12 protein-coding genes and 1 tRNA gene are annotated in these 19486 nt (G+C 65.5%); 7 read left to right on the forward strand and 6 right to left on the reverse strand.

The window, feature by feature from the left end; genetic code table 11:
- Positions 1–9 precede the first annotated feature (9 nt).
- Both ACE191_RS07705 and ACE191_RS07710 read right to left on the reverse strand, forming a co-directional pair.
- On the reverse strand, positions 10–3762 hold the full coding sequence (locus ACE191_RS07705) for a PAS domain-containing protein (protein WP_400191613.1): 3753 nt from the start codon (positions 3760–3762) through the stop codon (positions 10–12).
- A 345-nt stretch (positions 3763–4107) separates the two neighbouring features.
- Positions 4108–4181 (reverse strand) — tRNA-Ile (locus ACE191_RS07710).
- A gap of 89 nt (positions 4182–4270) precedes the next feature.
- Here ACE191_RS07710 and ACE191_RS07715 point away from each other — a divergent pair.
- Together ACE191_RS07715 and ACE191_RS07720 are read left to right on the forward strand one after the other, a co-directional pair.
- Positions 4271–4942, forward strand: coding sequence for an HAD family hydrolase (locus ACE191_RS07715; protein WP_400191614.1), 672 nt, complete (start codon positions 4271–4273; stop codon positions 4940–4942).
- Entirely contained in the window at positions 4917–6128 is a 1212-nt protein-coding gene (locus ACE191_RS07720) for a site-2 protease family protein (protein WP_400191615.1), read from the forward strand. The genes ACE191_RS07715 and ACE191_RS07720 overlap by 26 nt, the downstream gene beginning before the upstream one ends.
- 102 nt (positions 6129–6230) lie before the next feature.
- Here ACE191_RS07720 and ACE191_RS07725 read toward each other — a convergent pair whose 3' ends face one another.
- Positions 6231–7418 carry a phosphoglycerate kinase gene (locus tag ACE191_RS07725; protein ID WP_400191616.1) on the reverse strand — a complete coding sequence of 396 codons (1188 nt, stop codon included), beginning with the start codon at positions 7416–7418 and terminating at the stop codon, positions 6231–6233.
- A gap of 597 nt (positions 7419–8015) precedes the next feature.
- Here ACE191_RS07725 and ACE191_RS07730 point away from each other — a divergent pair.
- The 4 genes from ACE191_RS07730 to ACE191_RS07745 all read left to right on the forward strand — a co-directional run bounded on the left by ACE191_RS07730 (position 8016) and on the right by ACE191_RS07745 (position 14071).
- Entirely contained in the window at positions 8016–10817 is a 2802-nt protein-coding gene (locus tag ACE191_RS07730; protein ID WP_400191617.1) for a D-alanine--D-alanine ligase, read from the forward strand.
- An 83-nt stretch (positions 10818–10900) separates the two neighbouring features.
- Positions 10901–11686, forward strand: a complete 786-nt coding sequence (locus ACE191_RS07735; RefSeq protein ID WP_400191618.1) for a PASTA domain-containing protein — start codon at positions 10901–10903, stop codon at positions 11684–11686.
- A gap of 144 nt (positions 11687–11830) precedes the next feature.
- Positions 11831–13684 (forward strand): T9SS type A sorting domain-containing protein, encoded by a 1854-nt coding sequence (locus tag ACE191_RS07740; protein ID WP_400191619.1) that lies wholly within the window; start codon positions 11831–11833, stop codon positions 13682–13684.
- Positions 13685–13771: 87 nt separating this feature from the next.
- The gene (locus ACE191_RS07745) at positions 13772–14071 is read left to right on the forward strand and encodes a rhodanese-like domain-containing protein (RefSeq protein ID WP_400191620.1); all 300 of its coding nucleotides are present in this window, start codon (positions 13772–13774) and stop codon (positions 14069–14071) included.
- 73 nt (positions 14072–14144) lie between these two features.
- Here ACE191_RS07745 and ACE191_RS07750 read toward each other — a convergent pair whose 3' ends face one another.
- From ACE191_RS07750 to ACE191_RS07760, 3 genes are all read right to left on the reverse strand, one after another.
- Positions 14145–16070 carry an ATP-dependent DNA helicase RecQ gene (locus ACE191_RS07750; RefSeq protein WP_400191621.1) on the reverse strand — a complete coding sequence of 642 codons (1926 nt, stop codon included), beginning with the start codon at positions 16068–16070 and terminating at the stop codon, positions 14145–14147.
- Between the two features lie 418 nt (positions 16071–16488).
- Complete coding sequence (locus ACE191_RS07755) at positions 16489–17274, reverse strand: hypothetical protein (RefSeq protein WP_400191622.1); 786 nt, start codon at positions 17272–17274, stop codon at positions 16489–16491.
- Positions 17275–17580: 306 nt separating this feature from the next.
- Complete coding sequence (locus tag ACE191_RS07760) at positions 17581–18234, reverse strand: ABC transporter ATP-binding protein (protein WP_400191623.1); 654 nt, start codon at positions 18232–18234, stop codon at positions 17581–17583.
- A gap of 88 nt (positions 18235–18322) precedes the next feature.
- Here ACE191_RS07760 and ACE191_RS07765 point away from each other — a divergent pair, with 88 nt between their 5' ends.
- Positions 18323–19402: a glycoside hydrolase family 113 gene (locus ACE191_RS07765; protein ID WP_400191624.1), complete on the forward strand. Its 1080-nt coding sequence runs from the start codon at positions 18323–18325 to the stop codon at positions 19400–19402.
- Positions 19403–19486: the final 84 nt, after the last annotated feature.

The raw sequence follows: 19486 nt of genomic DNA on the forward strand, positions 1-19486 counted from the left end.
CGCGGCCCCTCAGGCTGCCCCGAACCGGATGCGGAACGAAGCCCCTTCGCCGGGCTGGCTGTCGACCTCGATGCTGCCGCCGTTGGCATCCACGATGCGCTTGACCAGGTAGAGGCCCACCCCGGTGCCGGCGGTGTGCTTGTGCAGGCGGCGGAACAGCTGAAACACCTCCGCGCCGTGCCGGGCGGCGTCGAAGCCCAGGCCGTTGTCGTCGACCACCAGCACGGGCTGGCCCCGCTCCACCCACACCGAGACGTGGATGCGGGCCGGCCGCGCGGGGTCGGCGTACTTGAGCGAGTTGCCCAGCAGGTTGAGCAGGATGGTGCGCAGGTTGGCGCGGGCAAACGACAGGGCCGGCCGCGCCGCAAAGTCGGTGGTGATGCGCGCCTGGGCGGCGCGCACCTGCGGCTCCAGGGTGTTTATCACTTCCTCGGTGAGCTCGGCCAGCGGCACCAGCTCGGCCGGGGCCCGGCTCAGCTGCTGGGCCTGCCCCAGGGCGGCCAGGTCGTCGATGGTGACGCGCAGCTGCAGCAGGGCTTCCTCCACCATGGGCACGAGCAGCTGCTCCTCGGCCGCGTCGGCGAAGGCGCTGCTGCGGCGCAGCTCGGCAAACAGGCCGGCCAGGTTGTTGACCGGCTGCTTGAGGTCGTGCGAGGCGGCGTACACGAAGTTGTCCAGGTCCTGGTTGGTGCGGGTGAGCTGCTCGTTGGCCTGCTTGAGCTCGGTGATGTCGATGGCCGAGCCCACGTAGCCGTACAGTTCGCCGTTGGGGTAGAAGCTCGGGGCACCCTGCGCCAGCAGCCAGCGGTACTCGCCGTCGTGGCGGCGCATGCGGTGCTCCAGCCGGTACAGCGAGCGGGTGCGAATGGCCTCCTCCAGCGTGCCCTGCGCCAGCGCCAGCTCTTCCGGGGGCAGGTAGGCCGACCAGCCCGTGGCCACGTATTCGGCCAGGCTCACGCCCACAAAGTCCAGAAAAGCCTGGTTGGCGTAGCGGATGGTCGTATCGGGGTTCACGGCCCACACCTGGTTGGGGGCCGCATCGGCCATGATGCGGAAGCGCGCCTCGCTCTCGCGCACGGCGGCAATGGCCTGCTGCTGGGCCGTGACTTCAAACACGAACACCAAAATGCCATCGATGGCGCCGTGCTCGTCGCGGCGGGCCTGGTACACGAAGTTGAAGTAGCGGTTTTCCAGCTCCCCGTCGGCGGGCCGGGCCAGGGGTATCAGCAGGCTTTCTTCCTGGTGGGTCTGGCCGGTGGCGTACACCCGGCGCAACATCGCGTCCACGGGAGTTTGCACGATTTCGGGCAGGGCCTCGAAAATGCCCCGCCCCAGCAGCTCCCGCCCCGGCAGCAGCCGCTGGTAGCCCGGGTTGACGAACTCGATGAGCAGCTCGGGGCCGGCCAGAATGCAGATGCCGGCCGGCGCCTGCGTAAACAACCCTAGCAGCTGGCGGCGCTCCTGCTCGCGGGCCTGCCGGGCCAGTACCTGCTCGGTTACCTCGAAGGCAAAGATGGAAACGCCGGCAATCCGGCCGTTTTCGCGGTAGGCCTGGTAGGTGAAGGTGAAATACAGGTCGCGCGGCGGCTGGCCCGCGGGCTGGGTCACGGTCAGGAGCCGCTCGTTGCCGTAGTACGTTTCGCCGGTCTGGTACACGTTGTCCATCAGGTCGGCGTAGCCGTGCGCCACGGTTTCGGGCAGGGCCTCGGCCAGGAGCAAGCCCACCAGCTGGCGGCCGGGAAACAGCGCCTGGTAGGCCTGGTTTACGTACTCGTAGCGGTGCTCGGGGCCGCTCAGCAACGCAATCAGGGCCGGCGTCTGCTCAAATACCTGGTAAAACGTCTCGCGCTCCTGGGCCCGGCGCTGGGCGGCTTCCACCAGGGCCTGCTGGGTGCGCACCAGTTCGGCGTGGTGGGTACGCAGCTCCTCGTTGGAAGCTTCCAGCTCTTCGTTGATGGCGGCCAGCTCCTGGTTTAGTAGCTGCTCCTGCTCGCGGGCCAGCACCTGCTCGGTCACGTCGGTTACCAGAGTGTAGAAGCCCACCACCTCCCCGTCGCGCACGTCGGGTACGTAATCGGTGTGGATGTGCCGAACGAAGTCTTCGCGGTAGGGCATGCGGGCCGTGAAGCCCAGCCGCTCGCCGGCCAGGGCCCGCCGGATGTAGGACTGCACGCCGGCGTAGGCCTGCTCGCCCACCACCTCGCGCACGCGCTGGCCCAGCAGGGCTGCCGGCTCCTGGTTAAACCAAGCCTGGTAGGCCTGGTTGGCAAAGCGGTAGCGTTCCTCGCGGTCGAGGTAGCCGATGAGGACCGGCAGCGCATCGGTTATCAGGCGCAGCTGCCGGGCACTGGTGGCGCTGGCCTGTTGGGCACGCATCTGCCGGCTCACGTCGAAGGCAAACACCACCACTCCGTCGATGCGGCCCTGTTCGTCGTAGCGCGCCTGCTGGATGTAGTTGAAGTAGTACTCACGCTCGGGCGCGTCCTCGTGCGGAGCTAGCGTCACGAGGCTGCCCAGTTCCTGGTGCGTTTCGCCGCTTTGGTACACCTGCTGGGCCCAGTGTCCCACGGGCTGGTGGGCGAGTTCGGGTAGGGCCGTCAACAGGGCCTTGCCGAGCAGCTGCCGGCCGGGAAACAGCTGCTGGAAGGCCGGATTCGCCAGCTCGAATATCAGCTCGGGGCCGCTCAGCATGCAAATGGCCGCCGGTGCCTGCATAAACAGCCGTTCCAGGCGCTGGCGCTGGCGGTCGGCTTCCTGCTGGGCCTGCTCCTGGCTCCGGGTGCGTTCCAGCACGCGGGCTTCCAGCACCTGGTTGAGCTGCTGCAGCTGCAGCTGGGCGTCGAGCAGGCGGGCATTGCGGCGTCGACCTTCCTCGTTGGTAGCCGCTAGCTCGTGGTTCAGGTCCTGCACCCGGCGCCGGGCCAGCACCTGCTCGGTTACCTCGTAGGCAAACACCAGCACGCCTGCCACCCGGCCCACCGCGTCGCGGGTGGCCTGGTAAATGAAGTTGAAGTAGAGCGCCTCGCGCCGGCCCGAGTTGGTGCGGTCGATGTAAGCCAGCTGCTCGTTGCCGTAGTACGTCTCGCCCGTGCGGTACACGTTGTCGAGCAGGTCGAAAAACGGCTGGTCTTCCAGCTCCGGCACGGCCGCGCGGTAGGACTTGCCTACCAGCTCGCGCCGGCCGAACATCTCGTGAAAGCTCTCGTTGACCAGCTCCACCACGTGCTGGGGCCCCACCAAGCTGGCAATGAGGGCCGGCGCCTGCGTGATGAGCGCGTGCAGGCGGACCCGCTGGGCTTCCGCCTCGGCCAGCGACTGTTGCTGGGCGTGCTGACTGACTTGTAGCTGCTGCTGGCCCAGCACCATCGGGGTGACGTCGGTGGCCACGTGCAGAATGTGGCTCACCCGGCCGTCCTCATCGAATACCGGCGCGTTGCGCGGCAGCCAGTAGCGCACCACGAACTGACCCGGGCGCTCGGGGTCGGGCACGTCGTAGCGCTGCCGGGCCATCTGGTGCACTTGCCCGGTTTCCAGCACGCGCTGCAGCGAGGCGCGCAGGTTCTGCCCGCTGTTGGCTTCCGGCGTCGCCGGGTTGTCGGGGAAGGCCTCAAACATCGTTCGGCCCAGCAGCTGCTCCCGGCGGGTAAGCGTGGCGGCCAGGTAGGTGTCGCTGGCCGCTTCTATGCGCAGCTCCGCCGACAGCAGCAGGGTGGCGTCGGGCAGGGCCTGCACAACGGAAAGCAACGAAGCAGATGAAAGCACGCGGGAAACAGCCGTTAATCCCGACAAGGTAAGCCATTTGCCGCCGCGGCCCAACCAGCCGGAAGCCGGAGCTGCGGACAGCTACAGCAATGGCGCTCCGCACAACCGCTCAGGCCACCGAAACCCCTCCCATGTTCCTTCAGAGACGATGGCCCAGCCGCTCATTCCCGGATACGCCGGGCAGGAGGTCGGCTTGTGCGGCTCCCCGGCGCGGCTGCCGGAGCCGCGTAACCTGTGCCGCTCCCGAACGCCGGGGCGTGGGGCAGTTGGCTACCAGCAGGGCAGCCCACTAAAGAAATTGCCGGTGGAAAGCTTCCGGGTAGAAAGCTTTCCACCGGCAACGGGTGGGCCCAGCTGGAATCGAACCAGCGACCTACTGATTATGAGTCAGTTGCTCTAACCGATTGAGCTATAGGCCCGGCCTGAAATTCCGCCCCGCCGGCGGCGCGGTTGGTTTCGGCCCTGCAAACTTCGATTTTCGCGGCTGCAATTCCAAGCCTTTCCGCCTATGAGTGCCGCGCACCGCCTGCCCAACCTGCTGTTTGATTTCGGCGGGGTCATCATCAACATCGACTACCAGCGCACCCTGGAGGCCATGCGGGCGCTGAGCCCGGCCGGCTCCACTATCGAGTTTACCCAGGCCGCGCAGTCTCAATTGTTCGACGACCTGGAAACCGGGCGCCTCTCGGCCGCGGACTTCCGCCATGGGCTGCGTCGGCACTACGACCTGCGCCAGGCCAGCGACGAGCAGCTCGACGAGGCCTGGAGCGCCATGCTGCTCGACGTGCCCCTGGAGCGCCTGGAGCTGATTCGGGAGCTGCGCCGCCAGGGCCACCAGACGGCTTTGCTCTCCAACACCAACGCCCTGCATATCGGCACCATCAACGCCCGACTGAAGACGCAGTACGGCCTGGAGCAAGGCATTGCCGACGTGCTCGACCGCGTGTTCTACTCCCAGGAAGTGGGCCTGCGCAAGCCCGGCGAAGACATTTTCCGCCACGCCCTGCGCGAAATGAACTGGCGGGCCGAGGAAACCCTTTTCATCGAGGACAGTTTTCAGCACATTGAAACTGCCCGGCGCCTGGGTTTGCACACGCTGTTTCTGGCCCCGCCGCTCACCCTCACCGCCGCCCTGCCCGACGCCCTCCGTGCCTTTGCCCACTCCCCCGCTTCCTCCTGATTATTCGCCGCCCCGCCTGCTGCGCGCCCGCCTGCGGCCGCTGGCCCGCTGGCAGCGCTACGAGCGGCCCGAGTGGCCCCGTTGGGCCCGGCTGCTGCTGCACGCCGGCCTGTTCCTGCTCACTTTGCTCACCACCACCCTGGCCGGGGCCGAGTGGATGACGGGCAAGCTGACGTTTGCGGGGCCGGCGCTTACCCGGACCGAAATCCTGGCGGGGCTGTGGTTTTCGCTGCCGTTTCTGGGCGTGCTCACGGTGCACGAGTTCGGCCACTATTTTGTGGCGCGCTACCACCGCATTCGGGTGACGCTGCCTTATTACCTGCCGTTTTTCACCGGGCTGTTCAACACCATCGGCACCTTCGGGGCGGTGATTCGCATCCGGGAGAAAATCTTTTCGCGGCGCGAGTTCTTCGACGTGGGCATTGCCGGGCCGCTGGCGGGCTTTGTGGTGGCCGTGCCCCTGCTCGCCTACGGCTTTCTGACGCTGCCGCCCGCCGAGTACGTCTTCCAGATTCACCCCGAGTTCCGCCTCTACGGGGCCGACTACGCCCGCTACGTGTACCCCGACGGCCAGCTGGCGGCCACGCTGAGCCGGCCGCTGCTGTACCAGCTGCTGGAAAACTGGCTGGCCGACCCCGCGCGCCTGCCCCACCCCCGCGAGCTGATGCACTACCCGCTGCTGCTGGCCGGCTCGCTGTCGTTGTTTTTCACGGCCCTCAACCTGCTGCCCATCGGGCAGCTCGACGGCGGCCACATCCTCTACGGCCTGCTGGGCTTCCGGCGCTTCAACCAGCTGTCGGCGCTGCTGTTTCTGGCCTTCATCTTCTACGCCGGGCTGGGCTTGTTCAGCCTCGACTCCTCGCGCGACACCTGGCTGTACGGTGGCCCGGCCTACCTGCTCTACCTCTACGCGGTGCTGGGCCGCGTGCTGCCCGGGCGGCGGCGCACCCTGTACCTGATGGCCGGCATCGTGTCGGCGCAGCTGGCCGTGACGCTGGCTTTGCCCGGCGTGACGGGCAACCCCGGCTGGCTGGTGTTTGGGCTGCTGCTGGGCCGCGTCACGGGCATCTACCACCCGCCCGCCACCGACGAGCGGCCCCTCACCCTGGGGCGCAAGGTACTGGGCTGGCTGATGGTGCTGGTGTTTATTCTCTGCTTCTCGCCCCTGCCCTTCGGCTTGGAATAAGGCCCTGCCACTGGTCCTGAAACGAAACTGCCGCCGGCCTTGCGGGCCGGCGGCAGTTTCGTTTTACTGATTTTGGACTCGGCCGGCGAGCGGACCCGAGGCTTACCCCAGGGCGGCTACGCCAGGCAGGGTTTTGCCTTCCATGTACTCGAGCAGGGCGCCGCCGCCGGTGGAGATGTACGACACGCGGTCGGCGAAGCCGAGCTGGTTGACGGCCGCGGCCGAGTCGCCGCCGCCGATGAGGCTGAATGCGCCCTGGGCGGTGGCATCGGCAATGGCGTGGGCCACGTCTTCGGTGCCGGCCGCGAAGCTGCTCATCTCAAACACGCCCATGGGGCCGTTCCACAGAATGGTTTTGCTTTGGCGGATGATGTCGGCGAACTGCTGGCGGGCGGCGGGGCCGATGTCGAGGCCCATCCAGCCGTCGGGAATCTGGTCGTTGCCGGCTACCTGGGTCTGGGCGTCGTTGGCAAACTTGTCGGCCACCACGCTGTCGGTGGGCAGCACCAGGTTCACGCCCTTGTCCTTGGCCATTTGAATCAGGCGCAGGGCCAGGTCTACCTTATCGGCCTCCAGCAATGACGAGCCGATGTGGCCGCCCTGGGCTTTGGCAAAGGTGTAGGCCATGCCGCCGCCGATGAGCAGGTTGTCGACCTTGTCGAGCAGCTGCTCGATGATGAGAATCTTGTCGGAAATCTTGGCCCCGCCCATGATGGCGGTGAAGGGCCGCTCGGCCTCTTCCAGCACCTTGCGGGCGTTGTCGATTTCGCCCTGCAGCACGTAGCCGGCCACGCGGTCGTGGGCAAACGACTCGGCCACCACGGCCGTGGAGGCGTGGCGGCGGTGGGCCGTGCCGAAGGCATCGTTCACGTACACGTCGCCGAGGGCGGCCAGCTGCTGGGCAAAACCGGCGTCGCCCTTCTCTTCTTCGGGGTGAAAGCGCAGGTTTTCGAGCAGCAGTACCTGGCCGGGCTGCAGCTGCTGGGCTTTCTGGCGAGCCTCGTCGCCCACGGCGTCGGCGGCAAACTGCACCTCGGTGCCGTACTCCTGGCTGAGGCGCGCCACGAGGTGGCGCAGCGAGTACTTGTCCTCGGGGCCGCCCTTGGGCCGGCCCAGGTGCGACATCAGAATGACCGAGCCGCCGTCGGAGAGAATCTTCTGGATGGTGGGCGTGGCGGCGCGGATGCGCGTGTCGTCGGTAATGCGGAATTCCTTGTCGAGGGGCACGTTGAAGTCGACGCGCACCAGGGCTTTCTTGCCGGCGAAGGCGTACTGATCGAGGGTTTGCATGTGGTGGGGAATGGGTGAAACGCTGTGGCGCGAAGGTAGCACACGCCCTTGGTTGTGCCCCGACCGGCCGCGGCGGCACTCCCAACTGCTTTTTCGCCGGCAATTCCCGGCCTGTGAGCCTCCCAAATGACTTCTGACGCGCAATCTGTCGGTTGGGAGACTCCCAAACCTCTCCTGACGTCGTTTTTCCCGTTTGCGGAACTCCGCAAACCTGTTTTGACGTGCGGAAAGTCATTTGTGGAGTTCCACAAACCGGTTTCGGCAAGTAAAAAGGCATTTGTGGAGCTTCGCAAACCGGTTTCGGCAGGTGGAAACGCATTTGCGGAGCTTCGCAAACCCGTTTCGGCATGCGGAAACTGGTTTGCGAAGCTTTGCAAGCTTGTTTCAATGAGTGAAAACCGGGCTGCGAACCAGCTTACCCTGTCATCCGGAGCCTGCGAAGGACCTTGTCCGGCTCGCCCGAGTCGTTGTTACCATACTGCCCGACGGGAAAAGTCCTTCGCGATGCGTTAGAATGAGTGCTGAATCAGTAGCGCGTTTACCGGCGACGCCCCCGGTTCGCTCCATAGCCGGAAGCCCCGTACCTTTGCCGTACCTATGAGAATTGGCATTTTCTTCGGCGGACCGTCGCGTGAGCGGGAAATATCCTTTGCTGGCGGCCGCACGGTTTACGATAACCTCGACAAGTCGCTGTTTCAGGCCGTTCCGGTCTTTGTCGACAGCCACGGCAACTTCATTCTGCTCGACTGGCAGTACCTCTACAAGGGCACCATCCGGGACTTCTACCCGCCCGTATCGGCCCTGCCGCCCTCCGAGCACCCGCTGCAGGTGTACCTGGAAAGCCTGGGCGAGCTGAGCCGCGCCGAGCAGGACCGCATCATTGGGGAAGTGGGCCGCCGCCTGCGCGCCGACGAGCTGCCCGAGCTGATGGACTTCGCCTTCCTGGCGTTGCACGGCCCCGCGGGCGAAGACGGCGCCATTCAGGGCCTGCTGGAGTGGTACGGCATTCCGTACTCGGGCTCCGGCATTCTGCCCTCGGCCTTCGGCATCGACAAGATTGCCCAGAAAACCTTGCTGCACGCGCTGAACCTGCCTTCGCCGGCCTTCCGCGTGCTCACGGCCCAGGAGTTCGACGCCGCCGACCCGGCCGCGCTGCTGGCGTACCTGCAGAAAGAGCTGGGCTTGCCGCTGGTGTTTAAGGCCCCCCGCCAGGGCTCCAGCATCGGCGTGAGCATTCTGCGCGAGGCCAATGTGGAGAAATTCGTGGCCGCCGTGGAGCGCAGCTTGTTCCGCCGCACCCTCACCAAGGACGAGTGGCAGCGCCTGGGGCCCCAGGACCGCGTGGCCTGGGCCCAGCACCTGACCGACATCCGCGAAGGCATCGGCCTGCCGGTGGTAATTGATAATTATGAATTATTAATTAATAATTCTGCGGAGCAGATCATCTATCACCCCGACGAGCTGCTGCGGGCCCTCGATGAAAAGCTTACGCTGCAGGACGCGGTGCGCCTGACCAACACCCAGGGCGAGCAGCAGGTGCTGGTGGAAGCCTTCGTGGCCGGCCGCGAGTTTTCGTGCATCGTGGTGGAAGACGTGGACGGCCGCCCCTTGGCCCTGCCGCCCACCGAGATTGTGAAGGGCGACGAGCTGTTTGACTACCGCTCGAAGTACCTGCCGGGCATGGCGCGCAAAATCACGCCCATCGACCTGCCCGAGGCCGATATTCAGCGCATCCGGGAGCAGTGCGAGCAGCTGTTCCGCACCTTCGGCTTCCAGGTGTACGCCCGCCTCGACGGCTTCTTTGTGCCTGCGGCGGTGACAGGTGACAGGGAACAGGTAACAGGTCAGCACGAAGACGTGTCACCTGTCACCTCATCACTTGTTACTCAGGCCCAGATTTTCCTGAACGACCCGAACACCACCTCGGGCATGCTGCCGGCCTCGTTCTTCTTCCACCAGGCCGCCGAAATCGGGCTGAACCCCTCGCAGTTCCTCACCTACCTGATTCGCACTTCCCTGAATGCCCGCCGCCGCGCTGGCCTGCAGCCCGTGAAGCTGGGCCGCCAGCTGAAACGGTTGGACGAAGCGGTGGCCGGGCGCCAGCACGAGCAGCAGCCCCGCACCAAGGTGGCCGTGATTATGGGCGGCTACTCCTCCGAGCGCCACATCTCGGTAGAAAGCGGCCGCAACATCTACGAGAAGCTTTCTTCCTCGGCCAAGTACCAGCCGGTGCCGGTATTCCTCTCGGGCTCGTCGGAAAACTACCGCCTGCACGTGCTGCCGGTGAACGTGATGCTGAAGGACAACGCCGACGACATCCGCGACAAAATCCAGCATTACGAGGCCGGCCACGCCCAGCACCCCATCCTGGCGCGCATCCGCCACGAAGCCCACCAGATTACCGGCACCTACGCCGCCGAGTCGGTAACCGTGCCCGAGGCGCTGACCTTCGAGCAGCTGGCCGAGCGCGTGGACGCGGTGTTTATTGCCCTGCACGGCCGCCCCGGCGAGGATGGCGCCCTGCAGCAGCAGCTCGAGCGCGTGGGTTTGCCCTACAACGGCTCGGGCGCCGAGTCGAGCAGCATCACCATCAACAAGTTCGAAACCAACAAGCGCCTGCGCGCCGCCGGCCTGCGCGTGGCCGAGCACCGCCTGGCGTCCCGCCTGGAGTGGGAAGCCAACGCCGAGCAGTTCTACCAGAGCCTGGAGGCGCAGTTCCCCTACCCCTTCATTGCCAAGCCGGCCGACGACGGCTGCTCGTCGGCCGTGAAGAAGCTGAAAAACCGCGCCGAGCTGGAGGCCTTCAGCCGCTTGATCTTCCGCGACCAGGAAGACCTCATGGAGGATGCGGCCCGCACGCTGAGTTTGGGCTTTAAGGAGGAGTTTCCCCGCAAGGAAGTGTTCCTGGTGGAAACGCTCATCAGCCGCGACGGCGCCCGGCACTTCCTGGAAATCACCGGCGGCCTGCTCACGCACCGGCGAGCCGATGGTGGTCGGGACATCGAAGTATTCGAGGCTTCCGAAGCCCTGGCCAGCGGCGAGGTGCTGAGTCTGGAAGAGAAGTTCCTGGCCGGCGAAGGCCAGAACATTACCCCGGCCCGCTACGCCCCGGACGCCCAGGAACGGCAGCGCATCTCCGACGAGGTGAAAAAGGAGCTGCAGCGCGTGGCCGAGGTGCTGGGCATCGAAGGCTACGCCCGCATCGACGCCTTTGTGCGGGTGCGCGAGGGCGGTGCCGTCGAGGTCATCATCATCGAGGTGAACTCTCTGCCCGGAATGACGCCCGCCACCTGTATCTTCCACCAGACCGCCCTGGCCGGCTACACCCCCTACGACTTCATTGACCGCATTCTGGAGTACGGCAAGGGCAGAAAAGAGGAGCTAGAAGCCAGAAGCTAGGAGCTAGTAGCTTTGCGTTTCTGCCCCAGCGTTGCCCCTCCCATTCTAGCTCCTGACTCCTAGTTTCTAGCTCCTTCCCATAAATGGCTTTTCTGAAATCCGATACCTGGCTCGACCTGCTCAAGCACCTGGTGGTGATTGGCGTGGTGTCGCTGCTGCTGCTGTTTGGCTTCTTCTTCGTGTACCTGCCTTTGACCACCAACCACGGCGAAACCATTCCGGTGCCGAAGGTGACGGGCATGCAGATGAGCGACCTGGAAGACTACCTCGACCAGCGCGACCTGGCGTACTTCGTGGACGACAGCAGCTACAACGCGGGCATTCGGCCCGGCACCGTGCTCACCCAGGACCCCAAGCCAGGCGAGAAGGTGAAGGAGGGCCGCAAGATCTACATCTCGGTGGCCATGAAAAATCCGCCGGTCATCAAGATGCCCAAGCTCACCGACGGCTCGGTGAAAAACGCCCAGATGATTCTGAAAAGCTACGACCTGGTGGTGGGCTCCATTACCCTGGTGCCCGACCTGGCCCAGAACGCGGTGCTCAAGCAGCTGGTCGGCGGCAAGGAAATAGCACCTGGTGCTCCTATTGCCAAGGGTACCCGCGTGGACCTGGTGGTGGGCGACGGGCAGGGCAACCAGGAATTCCCGGTACCCAGCATTGTGGGCATGCCCGCCGACGAGGCCACCACGCTGCTGGCCGGCCAGGGCCTGCAGGTGGGCGAAATCTTCTACCAGCCCGCCGAGGAAGGCCAGACCGATGGCTCGGTGGTGAAGCAGCGCCCCGAGGCCGTGCCCGGCGCCACCATCCGCACCGGCCAGCTGGTCGACCTGTGGGTGGCCGGCCAGGCGCCGGTGAAAGCCGTGGACTAGGCCTGTCTGGCCCCTGTGGTACTGAAAGCCGCCCGGTCTGCCCCGGGCGGCTTTGCTTTTTCCGGCGCCGGCCGCTGCCGATTTAGCCGGCCGCGGAAAATCTTTTGGCTGCCGGGCTCGTTTGGGCTACGTAACTTTCCGCCAATGACGTCTCGGCTACTGCTCTCCACGCTTCTGCTGCTCGGCTTCCTGACTTCGCTCCGCGCGCAGTCCCTCGATCCGGCCCCGCTGCATTCGGCTTCCGACCGGGCCCGGCCCACCAGCCCGGCCGCGGCGCGGCGCGCTACGGCGCTGGCCCTGCCCTTCTTCGACGATTTTGCCGGCCAGTCCGAAGGCAACCCCTCGGCCGACCGCTGGGAGCCCGTGGGCGGGGCGCTGATCAACAACCGCTTTGCCGTGAACCCGCCCTCGCGCGGCGTGGCCACCCTCGACGGCCTCGACGCCCAGGGCAACCCCTACGGCGCGGCTACCACCTTCGGCACCACCGACTCGCTGGTGTCGCAGCCGTTGGATTTGAGCGCCCTGCAGGTGGGCAGCCGCACCTTCCTGAGCTTTTTCTGGCAGACCGGCAACATCCTGGGGGCTCCCACCACTTTCAGCAGCCGCTTTCCGGTGTTCCTGGAGCTGGAGTTTCTCGACCGCACCGGCCAGTGGGTGCGGGTGTGGCGCACGCTCAGCCCGGGCCAGCGCACCGACTTTCGGCAGCGCTTCATTGCCGTCGACGACGTGCGCTACTTCCACGCCAACTTTCGCTTCCGCTTCCGCAGTTCGGGCCGCAAGGCTACCACCCAGGACTCGTGGAGCGTGGACTACGTGCTGCTCGACACCGGCCGCGACACCACCAACACCGCCTACCGCGACGTGACGCTCAGCCGGCCGCTGAACTCGCTGTTCAAGCGTTACGCCTCGTTGCCCGTGTGGCAGTACAACGCCGCGGCCAACCCCACGCTGGAGCTCAACGACAGCGTGCGCACCACCCTCAACAACCTCGACGCCGGCCCCGCCCCCACGCCCGTGGTGTGGCGCGGCACCACCCAAGTGTTGCCGACCGGTCCGGTGGCGCCCTTCTTCAGCGGCCTGGGCCCCATTGCGCCGCTCAGCTTCGGGCAACCCCTGGGCGAGTCGGCGCGCAGCACGCCGCTGCCGGTTACGGCCGACCCGAAGCGCGTGCGCTACCAGATTTTCCTGACCACCGACGGGCCGCCGCCGCCCGCCCGCACCCTACCCAACGACACGGTAACGCGGGTGGCCGAGCTAGCCGATTATTTCGCTTTCGACGACGGCACGCCCGAGGCGCAGGACGGCATTGCCGAGCCTACCGGGCCGCCCGCGTTCCGCGCCTATCGCCTCGTGCTTAACCGCGCCGACCAGATCAAGTCACTGCGCATTTACCTGACCCAGCCGCTGGTGCCCGGCTTCAGCCTCACGGCCGCGGTGTGGGACGAGCAGGGCGGCCAGCCCACGGCCCAGCCCAAGGCTACCAAAGCCTTCCAGATTCCGGCCACCATTCCGCCCGGCCAGTCCTGGCTCGACGTGCAGTTTGACCAGCCGGTGCCGGTGAGCGGGGTGTGCTACTTCGGCTACGGCCACAACACCACCTCCCAGTTCATCCGCTTCGGCCTCGATCTGAACTCTCAGGTGCCGCGGGGGCAGTTCTGGCGGCTCATCAGCGGGGTGTGGCAGCCCTTCAACCAAGTGCGGGGTGCCCCCATGATGCGCGCCGTGATGACCGGCCTGGTCACCTCGACCCGCCGCGCCGCCGCAGCCGATGCCCCGCAGGTGTTCCCCAACCCCAGCCCAGGCTTGGTGCAGGTGCAGGGCCGCTACCAGCAAGCTCGCGTGCTCGACGCCCTCGGCCGCCTAGTCTGGCAGCAGCCCGCCGCCCAGACCAACCAGGCCACGCTCGACCTGCAGCTTCTGCCTGCCGGCCTGTACCTGCTGCAGCTCAGCCTGCCCGATGGCGCGGTGAGCACCCACCGGCTGGTGCTGGAGAAATAACGCTTTAGGCGGCGCAGGTGGCGGCAATTCGCTTTCTTCGCCGACCGCCAGGATTTTCATTCGCTACACCCACCACGCTTTCCTTTTATGAACGACATCACCCCCTCCGAGCTCAAAGACCGTCAGCAGCAGCAGCAGGCCCCCATCATCATCGACGTGCGGGAGCCTTGGGAGTACGAAGAAACCCGCATCGAAGGCAGCCGCAACATTCCCTTGGGCGAACTGCCCACTAAGCTCGACGAGCTGGAAGACCTTAAGCACACCGAAGTGGTGGTGCACTGCAAGGGCGGCGGGCGCTCGGCCACCGCTAAGGCCCTGCTCCAGCAGCACGGCTTCAACAAGGTGCGCAACCTGCTCGGCGGCATTACGGCCTACAACGCCCAGTAAATCAACCCGGAATTTTACCGAACGGCAACGCCCGGCTTACTCAGGTCGGGCGTTGCCATTTTCGGCTGGACCGCTACGCCACGGCCAGCTGCCCGGTAGTGTTGTAGCGCAGCCGGCCCGTATCAACCAGCTCGCGCACCAGGGCGGTGAGGGCCTCGGCCTGGGCGGGAGCAAAACCGGCGAGCAACTCGCGCGGCGTGCGCGGTGAAATGCGCAGGGCCGCCAGCACCTGGGTCTGTAGATCGGCTACTGGCTCGGCCGGGCGCTGCCGGCGCTTCTCGGCCAGGCAATGGTCGCAGATGCGGCAGGGCGGACTGTCCAGCTCGCCGAAGTACTCCAGCAGCTGTTGCTGCCGACAGCGTGCCCCGTGGGCGTAGCGCACCACGGCCTCGGTTTTCTGCACGGCCCGCTCCCGGGCAGCTTCCAGCGCGGGCACGTTCAGCGGCAGGCGCTCGGCATCCTTGCGCGGGGTGGTGAACAGGGCCTGCGGCGACTCGTGCCGGGGTTGAAACTGCACGATGCCCGAGCGGTGCAGAAAGTCGAGGGTTTTGCGCACGTCGGTGGTGCTCCAGCGCAGGTGCTGGGCCAGGGCGCCCTCCGAAATGCTCTGAAATGCGCTGAATACCTCGCCCCCGTACAGCCGCAATATCGCTTTGATGAGCTGGTCGTGGCGCGGGTTGTCGACCTGAAAGCGGTACAGGTCGCGGGCGTCGATGGGAATGAAAACCTTGGCGGGATTGAACACGGCCTCGTTGAGCTGCACCAGCCCCTCGCGCTCCAGCGTGCGCATGGCGTTGTGCACGTCCAGGGGCTTGAGGCGGTAGGTCTGAGCAAATTGCTGCAGATCAAAATCGAAGGCCACCATTTCGCCGCCGCCCGTGGCCGTGCCCGAGTAGTTGGCCAGAGCCTGGTACACGCGCTTCACCACGTCGAGGGGCGGGTGGGCCTGCAGGGTGCGGCGGCGCATCTCGTCGGCGTCGTTGGGCGCCCACAGCAGCACGGCAAAGGCGTACTGCTCGTCGCGGCCCGCCCGGCCGGCTTCCTGGTAGTAGGCTTCCAGCGAGTCGGGCGCGTCGAGGTGCACCACGCAGCGCACATCGGGCTTGTCGATGCCCATGCCAAAGGCATTGGTGGCCACCACGATGCGGGTTTTGTTTTGCGTCCAGTCCTGCTGCACCCGGCTGCGCTGCTCGGGCGGCAGGCCGGCGTGGTAGGCGGCCGCGCTCAGCCCGTGCTGCTGCAGCCAGCCGGCGGCCTCCTCGGTCTGCTTGCGGGTGCGGGCGTACACCACGGCGGTTTTATCGGGCCCCACCCCGCGCAGCACTTCCAGCAGGCGGCGCAGCTTGTCTTCGGTAGCCTGTACCGAGTACGAGAGATTGGGCCGCAGAAAGCTCTGCTGAAACGTTTGGCCGGCGGGCCCGAAACGTAGCTTCTCGCGAATGTCGCGACGCACTTCCTCGGTGGCGGTGGCCGTGAGGGCCAGCACCGGCACGCCGGGCAGCAGCTCGCGCAGGGCACCCAGCTGCAGGTAGGGCGGGCGGAAGTCGTAGCCCCACTGCGAGAGGCAGTGCGCTTCGTCGACGGCAATGAGTTGCACCTTCATGCGCCCCACGCGGGCCCGGAACATATCGGTGAGCAGGCGCTCGGGGCTCACGTACAGAAACTTCACCGGCCCGTACACGCAGTTATCGAGCGTCTGGTCGATGTCGCGGTGGCTCATGCCCGCGTATACGGCCTCGGCCTTGATGCCGCGCTTGCGCAGGTTTTCCACCTGGTCCTTCATTAGCGCAATCAGCGGCGAGACGACCAGGCACAGCCCGTCGCGGCTGAGGGCCGGTACCTGAAAGCACACGCTTTTGCCGCCGCCAGTGGGCAGCAGAGCCAGCGCGTCGTGGCCGGCCAGCACGGCCCGGATGATGGCCTCCTGCCCCGGCCGGAACGCGCCGTGGCCCCAATGCTGGCGCAGTACGGAAAGAATGTCGTCGGTTGGGGCAGGCACGTTGGAATAGATTATCGGATTACGAAGTTAAGCACCAAATCGAAGCCTCGGCTTGTGCTTAAAGTACCGGCTGTTACTCATAGCCGAAGCCATTTATTCAGCGCTGGAGCCTGCGCCACGCTGCCGCCATTGTACTCGCTATGGTGCCTAACCCCGAAACCACGACGATACCCCACAAAACCCAATCCTCCGTGCGGTGAGGCCGCAATACCCAACGGCCGTGGTTTCCGACACCTATCACAACGAGGGTAAGCAAACACACGAAGAACAGCGCCGCCGCGGATTTCATAATAGTTACTCAACAGGGGAGCCTGCATCGAAGTACCAGAAAATTGCCTGATACGTGGAAGCAATGCTACTGATAAACAAAAAGCCCGGCTCCAAACGGAGCCGGGCTTTTGAAATCGAAGCGCGGGGCTTAGGCCGCAGCCTGGTCGCCTTCGCGGCCTTCGATGGTCTTTTTCAGGTTGGCAATGGCCGAGTTGGCGCGCTCCTGATCAAGCTTGTTAATATTGAGCAGCATCTTGGTTTTTTCCTGGCGCGTAATCACCGGGTGGTTCAGCAGGCGGATGATTTCTTCCTTCTGCGGCGCGGTGGCGTAAGCAGCGGCCGGGGCCAGCGGCTCGGCTACTACCGGCAGGGGCTGCTCGGCGGGCACGGCCTTCATGGGCGCGGCTTCGGGGGCCGGTGCAGGTGCGGCCTTCACCTCGGGCGTGTTGCCGCCGTACTCCATTTCCTCGGCCGGGGTGGGCTCATAGCCGGCGGCGCGGATAATCCAGGCCAGGATGTTGCGGTAAGCCTTGCCGATGGCGCGCGTTTGGGCCATGGAGGCAATGGCAAACTCCTGGTAGAATTTCTTGCCCTGCTCCTTGTTCGAGCAGATGGCAAAGCCGGCGCCCACGGTCTGCTGGCTGCGCAAATCAAACAGCGTCACCTTGGCCTGGTACTTGATTTCGGTTTCGGTGCTCATGTTGATGACGTGGTCGACGATGGGCACAATGCCCAGGCGCGAACCGGCGTACTGCCAGCCTTCCACGTTCACAAACTCCTTGCCCTGCACGGCGGTGGTGAGCTTGTTTTCCTTGATGAAGTTCGCCAGATCCTTAGCCAAGGACAGCGTCTCGTCCGAACGCGAGATGTCGTAGCTCTCGGCTTTCAGCTTGCGAATCGGTGCTTTGGTGTTGTCTTTCTGTGCCTCAGTCATGGCTTTGTTTTTTTGTCCCTGTAGTACGTTCTGTGTTACGTGAAGATAACGCGTCGACCACTTTAATGGTGCAAAAATGAGCCCGTTTTTTAGCAAATTTTACCGCTGAAAATCAATCCTTTATAAACAAATAACCAAAAGTTGAATACTAAACCGGTTAGCAGAACCGGATTTTAGTATTCGGCGGCGCGCCAAACTGCCGTTTCGGTTGCCGAACCGGGCTCTGGGCTATACGCAAAAAACGCCGCCGCGTCGAACTGACGCGGCGGCGTTTCGTTAGGACTCAGCTGCTCAGACGGCCTCGGGCTACTCGAGAATGTTGCCGTCCTTCATCACCACTTTGCGGTCGGCCATTTCGGCCAGCTGATCGTTGTGGGTCACGATGACGAAGGTTTGGCCCAGCTCCTTGCGCAGCAGAAAGAAAATCTGGTGCAAGTCCTGGGCGTTCTGCGAGTCGAGGTTGCCTGAGGGCTCGTCGGCGAAGATGATTTCCGGCGAGTTGATCAGGGCGCGGGCCACGGCCGTGCGCTGCTGCTCCCCACCCGACATTTCGCTGGGCTTGTGGTCGGCGCGGCGCTCGAGGTTGAGCATGCCCAGCAACTCGCGGGCCCGCACCCGGGTTTCCTTTTCCGAGCGCCCCGCCAGGTAGGCCGGCAAACACACGTTTTCCAGCGCCGTAAACTCGGGCAGCAGGTTGTGAAACTGAAAGATGAAGCCGATGTGCCGGTTGCGGAACCGGGCCATGTCGGCGCGCTTGAGCGAGGTAATGCTTTCCCCGTCGTAGAGCACCTCGCCCGCGTCGGGCGTGTCGAGGGTGCCCAGAATATGGAGCAGCGTGCTTTTGCCCGCGCCCGAGGAGCCGACGATGGACACGATTTCGGATTTCTCGATGGTCAGGTCGATGCCCTTGAGCACTTCCAGCGAACCGTAGCGTTTGCGGATGTTAACGGCTTGCAGCAAACTGACTGAGCGTTTTAGAATACAGAAAAAGAAAGCGGGCAAAGCTAAGCAGAAAGCACCGATGCCGCTGGCGGCTTACCTTGGCTTTATGCACAGCTCGCGGCTTATACGGAAGCTGGGCGCCGGCGGCCTACTGCTGGCCCTGCTGCCCTGGTGGGGCAGCCGCTGCGCGGCGCCCCCCAACCAGCTCCCGGCCGGGTCATTCCCGCCAGCCGGGCGCCTGCGCGGGGTGAGCTGGGTGGCCGGCGACTCGGTTACCGCTGCCGACTTGGCCGCCTTGCGCCGCCAGCACGTGACCTGGCTGGCCCAGACGCCCTTTGGCTGGCAGGCCGACTCGGCCGCACCCGTGGTGCAGCTGCGCACCGACCGCGGGCGGGTATACTGGGGCGAAACCGACAGCGGCTTGGTGCACACCGCCCGGCTGGCGCGCCGCCAAGGCATCCGCACCCTGCTCAAGCCCCACGTGTGGCTGCAGGCCCGCGGGCAGTGGCCCGGGCAGATTCGCATGCGCAGCGAGGCCGACTGGCAGGCTTGGTTTGCCAGCTACTCGGCCTTTATCCTGCACTACGCCCGGCTCGCCGAGGCCCACGGTATGGAGGCGCTGTGCATCGGCACCGAGCTCAGGCACGCCGCCGTGGACCACGAAGCGCAGTGGCGGCAACTCATTAAGCAAGTGCGGCAGGTGTACCGCGGCCGGCTCACCTACGCCGCCAACTGGCACGAGGAATACTCCCGCATCGGCTTCTGGGACGCGCTCGACTTCATTGGGGTGCAGGCCTACTTCCCGCTCAGCTCCCTGCCCCGGCCCGATACCGCCGCGCTGCGCCGGGCCTGGCAGCCCCACCTGCGCGAGTTGGCCCGGGTGCAGCGGCGCTTCGGGCGGCCGGTGCTGTTCACCGAAGTCGGCTACCGCGCCACGCCCACCGCGGCCGCCGCGCCCTGGCAGTGGCCCGACCCGCGCCAGCCCCAGCCCTTCGACCCGGCCACTCAGGCAGCCTGCTACGAGGCCTTGTTTCGGGCCTGCTGGCGGCAGCCCTGGCTGGCGGGCGTGTTCGTGTGGAAGTGGTACCCGGGGCTGCCGCCCGACGGCCCGGCGCGCCTCCGCGCCGACTTCACGCCCCAGCACCTGCCGGCCGAAGCGGTCATGCGACGCTGGTACGCCCGCTAGCAGGGCAGAGCGGGTTTTGTTTCCAGCTTAGCCTCAATCGTTTGCGGCGGCGGTTTCCGCGCTGCCCGCATTTTACCTACTTTC

This window comes from Hymenobacter sp. B81, assembly GCF_044628455.1.
Lineage (GTDB): Bacteria > Bacteroidota > Bacteroidia > Cytophagales > Hymenobacteraceae > Solirubrum.

What these genes read in the sequence shown, in the direction of transcription:
- ACE191_RS07715 (WP_400191614.1), top strand. Translation starts at nt 4,271, where the DNA reads ATGAGTGCCGCGCACCGCCTGCCCAACCTGCTGTTTGATTTCGGCGGG.
- ACE191_RS07725 (WP_400191616.1), bottom strand. Translation starts at nt 7,418, where the DNA reads ATGCAAACCCTCGATCAGTACGCCTTCGCCGGCAAGAAAGCCCTGGTG.
- ACE191_RS07730 (WP_400191617.1), top strand. Translation starts at nt 8,016, where the DNA reads ATGAGAATTGGCATTTTCTTCGGCGGACCGTCGCGTGAGCGGGAAATA.
- ACE191_RS07735 (WP_400191618.1), top strand. Translation starts at nt 10,901, where the DNA reads ATGGCTTTTCTGAAATCCGATACCTGGCTCGACCTGCTCAAGCACCTG.
- ACE191_RS07740 (WP_400191619.1), top strand. Translation starts at nt 11,831, where the DNA reads ATGACGTCTCGGCTACTGCTCTCCACGCTTCTGCTGCTCGGCTTCCTG.
- ACE191_RS07745 (WP_400191620.1), top strand. Translation starts at nt 13,772, where the DNA reads ATGAACGACATCACCCCCTCCGAGCTCAAAGACCGTCAGCAGCAGCAG.
- ACE191_RS07755 (WP_400191622.1), bottom strand. Translation starts at nt 17,274, where the DNA reads ATGACTGAGGCACAGAAAGACAACACCAAAGCACCGATTCGCAAGCTG.
- ACE191_RS07765 (WP_400191624.1), top strand. Translation starts at nt 18,323, where the DNA reads ATGCACAGCTCGCGGCTTATACGGAAGCTGGGCGCCGGCGGCCTACTG.